This window comes from Pseudomonas sp. 50_B, from assembly GCF_017491625.1.
Lineage (GTDB): Bacteria > Pseudomonadota > Gammaproteobacteria > Pseudomonadales > Pseudomonadaceae > Aquipseudomonas > Aquipseudomonas danubii.
Map to the genome: position 1 here is coordinate 1 of NZ_JAFGYX010000224.1, position 240 is coordinate 240.

1 protein-coding gene is annotated in these 240 nt (G+C 62.1%); it reads left to right on the forward strand.

The features are described 5' to 3' along the window. Positions 1-240 (forward strand): amino acid permease (locus tag J5M73_RS31720; RefSeq protein ID WP_207817063.1); only part of this gene is annotated, 240 nt, incomplete at both ends.

Here is a 240-nt window from a genome sequence, read left to right on the forward strand (position 1 = left end):
GGCTGGGCAACGTCGGCTACTTCGTCCTGCTGTTCAGCACCTTGGGCTATTTCTTCCCGATCTTCGGCGAGGGCAACACCCCGGCCGCGGTGATCGGCGCCTCGGTGCTGCTCTGGGCCGTGCACTTTTTGGTGCTGCGTGGGATCAAGGAGGCGGCGTTCATCAACCAATTGACCACGGTGGCGAAGATTGTGCCGCTGGTGATGTTCATCGTCATTGCGGCCGTGGCGTTCAAGGCCG